Annotated in this window: 2 protein-coding genes; one reads left to right on the top strand and one right to left on the bottom strand. The window is 59.8% G+C overall.

The features are described 5' to 3' along the window. The first annotated feature begins 258 nt into the window (after nucleotides 1-258). Nucleotides 259-5,355 carry an immunoglobulin-like domain-containing protein gene (locus AC07T0_RS31575; RefSeq protein ID WP_495004851.1) on the top strand — a complete coding sequence of 1,699 codons (5,097 nt, stop codon included), beginning with the start codon at nucleotides 259-261 and terminating at the stop codon, nucleotides 5,353-5,355. A gap of 135 nt (nucleotides 5,356-5,490) precedes the next feature. Here AC07T0_RS31575 and AC07T0_RS31570 read toward each other — a convergent pair whose 3' ends face one another. Next, nucleotides 5,491-5,973 carry a hypothetical protein gene (locus AC07T0_RS31570; protein ID WP_495004850.1) on the bottom strand — a complete coding sequence of 161 codons (483 nt, stop codon included), beginning with the start codon at nucleotides 5,971-5,973 and terminating at the stop codon, nucleotides 5,491-5,493. Nucleotides 5,974-6,300: the final 327 nt, after the last annotated feature.

Here is a 6,300-nt window from a genome sequence, read left to right as displayed (position 1 = left end):
GTTTATTGGGCGCTGTAAACGCTGGGCTGCCTACTGTCAGAAATGACAGGTCGAACAGGCTATCCGACAAACGGTGCCGGTCGCCCCCCTCGACCTGTCATTTCTGACAGTAGCCAAGACCCACCCCAAGGCATCAAATAACGCCATCTCCCCACACCCTGGTACACGCCACCTTCAGGTCCAGCAGTCGAATTGATGCGCGCATACGAGGTCCTTCTGCCCTCATCTCCAAGCCATTGGCCTGGCAAGGATACGACCATGAACGCCTTCCGCTCCATGAGCCTCTTCAGCCCCTTCCTGTTCCCACCGCGCGACCTCGAAAACCGTCCTCAAGCCATGTACCCGCTGATGCTGTCAGGCATGAGCAAACCGGTCGTGGGGGGCGATGGCGGGATGAATCTCAAGATGTACGAAAACCCCCTGCTGTGCCAGATAGATCCCTACAACATGAACATGCTCGAAGGCGACCAGCTCGAGGTGTACTGGGACGCTCTCAAGGTCGGGGATATCACCGTTCGGGCCGAGGATATCAATCAGCGTATCTCCCTGTTTCTGCCCAGAGAGCACATTGTTTCCGGTTGGGTCGAAAAGGTCTTCTATCGCTTGTTCGCTGCTGACGCGAGTCCTCCCCTGGACTCAGCCGCCCTGCGTCTGTTGGTCAAGCTCGAACTCCCGGGCGGGCGGGACGGTGCTCCCAATGACCCTATCGGTCATTCGAACCTGAAAAAGCCCGGACTGCCACCGGAGCTGGACCTGGTTGATGCCGAATGGGCCGCCCGGGGCGTACCGCTGAAGATCGAAAACTATCCGTTTCGGACCGTGCGCGACACCATCCAACTGAAGTGGGGCAGCACCTTTGTCCGTCGGCTGATCACCGAGGACGAAGCCAACAGCACCGATCCCATCACCTTTATGATCGACCAGGACACCATTCTCTCCGGCGGTGACAGCAATGAGCTGCTGGTGCACTACGAAGTGTTCGACGAAGTCTGGAATGCTTCCAGCCGCTACTCGCAAAGAACCTATGTCGCGGTTGACGCCGGTGCCTGGCGCCTGGACCCGCCGATCATCAAGGACACGAACAGCGCTGGAGTGATCGATCTGGAACTGCTGGGCAAAGAGGATGTGACCGTCCAGATCTACGTCTCAGGGCCCGATTTCAATCTGAATGACACCCTGACCATGATCTGGACCGGCACTCCCGCGATCGGCAGCCCGCTGATCAACACCCAGAGCCGAGTACTCACCAGCCTGCCCAAAGTCGAAGAGTTCAAGATTCCCAATGCCGAGATCCGCGCCATCGCCAAGGGCTCGGGCGACGTCTGGTACAAGCTGGACAAGGCCAATGGCGATCCGCCCCTGTCGTCCAAGCATGCCTTTGCCTATGTGCAAGGCGACCCGTATTTCCTGCCGGCGCCGACCATCCTCGAATTGATTGGCGATATCCTCGAGCCCACCCAGCCCTGGGCCATCGTACAGATACCGGTATACCCGGGCATGGCCAATGGCGACTTGATCGATATGGTCTGGATGGGTACCACCGCCACCAACGATCCTTACCCGCACGAACAAGGGCACCCCGTCACGGCGGGTGAAGTCGGCAGTCCCGTCAAGATACCGGTAGACGGCGAACACATCATTGCGCTGAACAACGGCACCCTGGATCTGTTCTACCGGGTCTCCCGGGACGATGTGGCGCTGTACGGCGTGAAGGAGTCCGATCACCTGCCGGTCAAGGTCCAGGCGATCCAGGCCGACCTGCCCAAACCCCGGGTCATCGAGGCACCGGACGATGTCCTCGATCATGAAGCGGTCACCGGTCCGGTGACCTTGCGCGTGGACTACCTTGGAACGGCACCCGGCGATCTAATGACCTACTACTGGCTCGGCAACCCCGCCGGCGGCAGCGCCAGCGACTCGCTGCCGATCACCACCGTGAGCGCCGGTGAGCCGGTGAACTTCAGGATCGCCCGCGAACTGGTCGAAGCCAATATCAACAGCATCGTCAAGGTTCGCTATACGCTCAAGCGCAGCGCCACCGGACAATACAGTTATTCCGCGGTGCTGGACCTGCTGATCGGCGAATTGCTCGGCGAGCTGCCGCCACCGGATGTCCTTGAAGCACCGAACGGTGTGCTCGATCCGCTGGATGCGCTCAACGGTCCCACGGTGCGGGTTAGCTATGAAAGCATGGACACGCCCCACCTGATCCACCTGAACTGGCAGGGTACCCCGGGGCCCGGCTCGTCCGATGATCAAGAACAGCCAGGCAGCCCCAGCCGCAGCGTCGACTTCAAGCTGGATCCGGCCATCGTCGGGGCCAATATCGACCGCACGGTGCTGGTGGACTATACCGTCGATCACAAGGGGTTTTCTTTTATCTCCGAGAGCCGGTCCCTGACCATCACCGCCTTCCGCGATCCGCAAACCCAGTTGCCACGCCCGCAGATCACCCAGGCCGACCCGGTCAACCGGGTGCTGAACCTGGCGACCTTTACCGGCAACGCGCAAGTCACGGTGGCCAAATGGCCATTTAGCGCCGCCGGGCAAAAGGTCTGGCTGAGCCTTGAAGGCCAGACCGACAGCGGCGCGACTTATCCCATTTCGCTGCTCGCGGGCGTGGTTATCTCCGATGCCCAAGCCGCCAGCGGGTTGACTGAGTCGGTACTCAGAAGCGAGCTGGAAAAACTCGGGCATGACACGCCGCTGGCGGTCATCTGCAAAGTGATTTTCACCGGTGAAAGCGACGAGTTCTATGCCCTTGAGTTTCCCCGCGGCCTGTACACCTTCAAGACCCGGCATGACTGGGTGGTACCGGTGATCCAGCGGGTCGCGGACAGTTGGGGCGAGATCAACGAGGGCGGCATGACAGTCGACAGCAGCGTAACGCTGAGCGGCATCGCCACACCCGAGTCAACCCTCGAACTTTTCGACGGTCTCAACTCGGTGGGCACCGCCACCGTCCTCCTGAATGGTAGTTGGACCTTTCCCCTGAACGGTTTGGTCCCCAAGTCTTATCGCATCACCGCCCAGGCCCGGGACGGCAGCGGCAATGTCTCGGACCCGCGGACCTTCAGTGCCGAGGCCCTGGTCAGGCCGAGCATCAGTTCCGTCACCGACTCCCAGGGTGAAGTGAACAACGGCGACACCATCGTCGACACCCGCGTGACCCTGATCGGCAAGGCCAGTGCCTTTCATGATGTGGAGATCTTCGACAACACCACGGCGTCCCTGGGCACCGCGACCGCCAATGCCACGGGCGACTGGACCCGGGTCGTCAGTGGACTGGGCGTGAGCGCCCACAGCCTCACCGCCAAGGCCCTCTATGGCAATGGCGAGGTCTCCACGGCGCGGACCTTTACCATCACCGCCCTGGTGGCGCCCGCCATCACCTCGGTGCGGGACTCCCGGGGCGAGGTCAACAACGGCGACACCACCGTCGACACCAGCGTGACCCTCACCGGCCGGGCCAGTGCCCTGCAAGAGGTGCAGATCTTCGACAACACCACGGTCCCCATGGGCAACACGAAAGCCGACAATGCGGGTAACTGGAACCTGGTGCTCAGTGGGTTGAGCGTGACCGACCACAGCCTCACCGCCAAGGTCCTCTACGATAATGGCGCCGTCTCCCCGCCCCGGACCTTTACCGTCACCGCCTTGAACGTCCCCACCATCGCTTCGGTGCGCGATTCCAGGGGGGAGGTCGGCAACGGCGAGACCACCGTCGACACCCGCCTGAGCCTCGGCGGCAGGGCCAGTGCCAGGCAGGAGGTGGAGATCTTCGACAACACCACGACCTCCTTCGGCCGGGCACGCGCCAACGACGATGGCGACTGGACGCTGGACATCAGCCCGCTGAACCAGGGCGACCACAGCCTCAAGGCCCAGGCGATCTACGGCAGCGGCGAATTCTCCGCGGCCCGGACCTTTAAAGTCACCGCCGAAATCGTCCCGACGCTCACCGATATCCGCGACAGCAAAGGCTCGATTGTCGGCGCGACCACCATCGAGACCACTGTCTTCATCACCGGTACCGGCAGCAGCGGGCAAGAGATCCAGCTGATGGATGGCAATGCCCCCATCGGCAACCCGTTCAGCATTCCCGTCAATGGCACGGCCTGGAACACCCAGCTCACGGGGCTGAGTGTCAAGGGGTACAACATCAAGGCCAAGGCGCTCTATGGCAGCGGCCAGGAATCAGCGGCGAAGGCCTTCTTCGTGACCAACGCCATGGTCCCGACCCTCACCGATATTCGCGATAGCAAGGGCTCGGTTGTCGGCGGGATAACCGTCGAAACCAGCGTGACCGTCACGGGGACTGGCAGCAGCGGGCAAAGTATCCAACTGCGGGACGGCAACAGCGACATTGGCAACCCGGTCTCTATTCCCTCCGTCGGCACGAACTGGAGCACCCCCCTTGGTAACCTCAGCCCCAAGGGCTACAACCTCAAGGCCAAGGCGCTGTATGGCAACGGCCAGGAGTCGGCGGCGAAGGCCTTCACCGTCACCGCCGTCGTGCCACCGAGCATCACCTTGATCAGGAACAGCGCCGGTGCTGAGATCCCGCCGAACGGCTCCACCACCGACACCCGCGTGACCCTGACGGGGCAGGCGAGCATCGGCCAGAGCGTGAAGATCCTCGACAACTCCGACGACAAGGGCGATGCCAAGGCCGGCAACAATGGCGAGTGGAGCAAGGAACTGAGCGGACTGGCGCAGGGCAGCCACCCGATGAAAGTGCGGGCACTGTATGGCAGCGGAGTACCGGATTCAGCCGTACGCAGTTTTACCGTGCTGTCCGCCCTGGTGTTCAATACCTCGCCGGTCACCTTGAGTGGCAAGGTGTACATGTTGCAGGGGTATCCGCACCTGCCGGCTTTCGGGGCTGGCACCTCGGTGCACCATCGCGCCTCTGGTGGCCAGCCCGGTTATACCTACACGTCCAGCGTTCCCGGGGTCGCCGTGGTCAATGGCGATGGTCTGGTCACCGTGCGCCGAAATGGTTGGACCACCATTACCGCGCAGGACAGTGCCGGCCAATCGAAAAGTTATACCGTCACGGTGACCGGGGTCATTGTCTGTGAAGGGCTGGGTTCAAACTCCTGGTCCGGGGCCAGCAGTACCGCCGCGGGCAGGGGCATGCGCTTGCCTTCCATGGGTGAGTTGCGAGAAATCTATGCTACCTACGGCAATAGCTGGCCAATGGGTTTCAATAATTATTGGTCAAGAGAGCAGGCATCGGGGGGAGTCTTCCGATACTACTATGTGAAAAATCTGAACAACGGTGCGGAGGGCACACTAAAGGATCAGGGGGCACCTTTTCCTACGGTGGCGCTCGTTGTAGGGCTGAGCTAGTTCGCTCATCAATGGGGGAATCTCTTATAAAAAGCACCGCCAAGAGCCTAATGCCAGTCAGTTTAACTGACTGGCATTGTCTATTTGTAATGGGATATTTAAGCGATTTCAGCCTCTAGGCGCGGAAACTCTCCGTCACGCTCTTTCTTTTACCCTGATATTGTCAAATTCGATTGCCCACTGCGGCGGATTGATGGTGCCGACGTTACGCCACAGACCGATCCAAATTTCCTTCGAATTAATGAAAAAGGTAGAGCCGGAGGTTTTTGCATCCAGCCACTGGTTGATCGGCGTATCGCTGTCGACGAACGTGTTGAGCCGGAAGAGTTGATGCATGGGGGTGGTGACTGCGATGAGGAAGTGCTGGCCCGGGTCTGGCGCTTTGCGGATACGGTATTGGTAATCAATCATGAAAATATGGTTGCTCGGTTCGATGTCAAATACTTTCTTGAGCGCCGGTTCGAAATTACTAACGGTCCCCATGTCTACCAGGCCGGCCCAGTATATATTGAGAATTTTTACTTCCTCCTCTACCAGTTCTCCACGCTCTATTGTTCCGGATCCCGTCGCCCATCCATTCCAGTTGTAGTTATCGAATGTGGTGTAGTCGTCTAGCATGATAAATTTTCCCAAACGCAAACTTTGAGTGAATTGACTATGTCTGTTGAAGGCGAGATGCCGAATGTCGACATCACACTGCGTCAAAGGTTAGCGATCAAACCGAGGTCGTAAATCTTGACGGCTATTCAAATACAATGACGCCGTCTGGAATCGCTTCACACAAAGCTTAGCAGCCAGCCAACAAGAGGCTGGAAATCACACACCAACGGGTTGCGCTTGCGCGTAACGCGCCCTGCTCGTCAATCCGACCAGCGGCCCCCTTTTACCCCTCCGAACTGTCATTTCTGACAGTAGCCAGCCCAGCGTTTACAGCGCCCAATAAAT

The sequence above is a fragment of the Pseudomonas sp. GW821-FHT04D07 genome (genome assembly GCF_059420225.1).
The sequence above is the reverse complement of the archived record's forward strand: the minus strand, read 5'-3'. Positions and strand labels throughout refer to the sequence as shown.

What these genes read in the sequence shown, in the direction of transcription:
- AC07T0_RS31575 (WP_495004851.1), top strand. Translation starts at nt 259, where the DNA reads ATGAACGCCTTCCGCTCCATGAGCCTCTTCAGCCCCTTCCTGTTCCCA.
- AC07T0_RS31570 (WP_495004850.1), bottom strand. Translation starts at nt 5,973, where the DNA reads ATGCTAGACGACTACACCACATTCGATAACTACAACTGGAATGGATGG.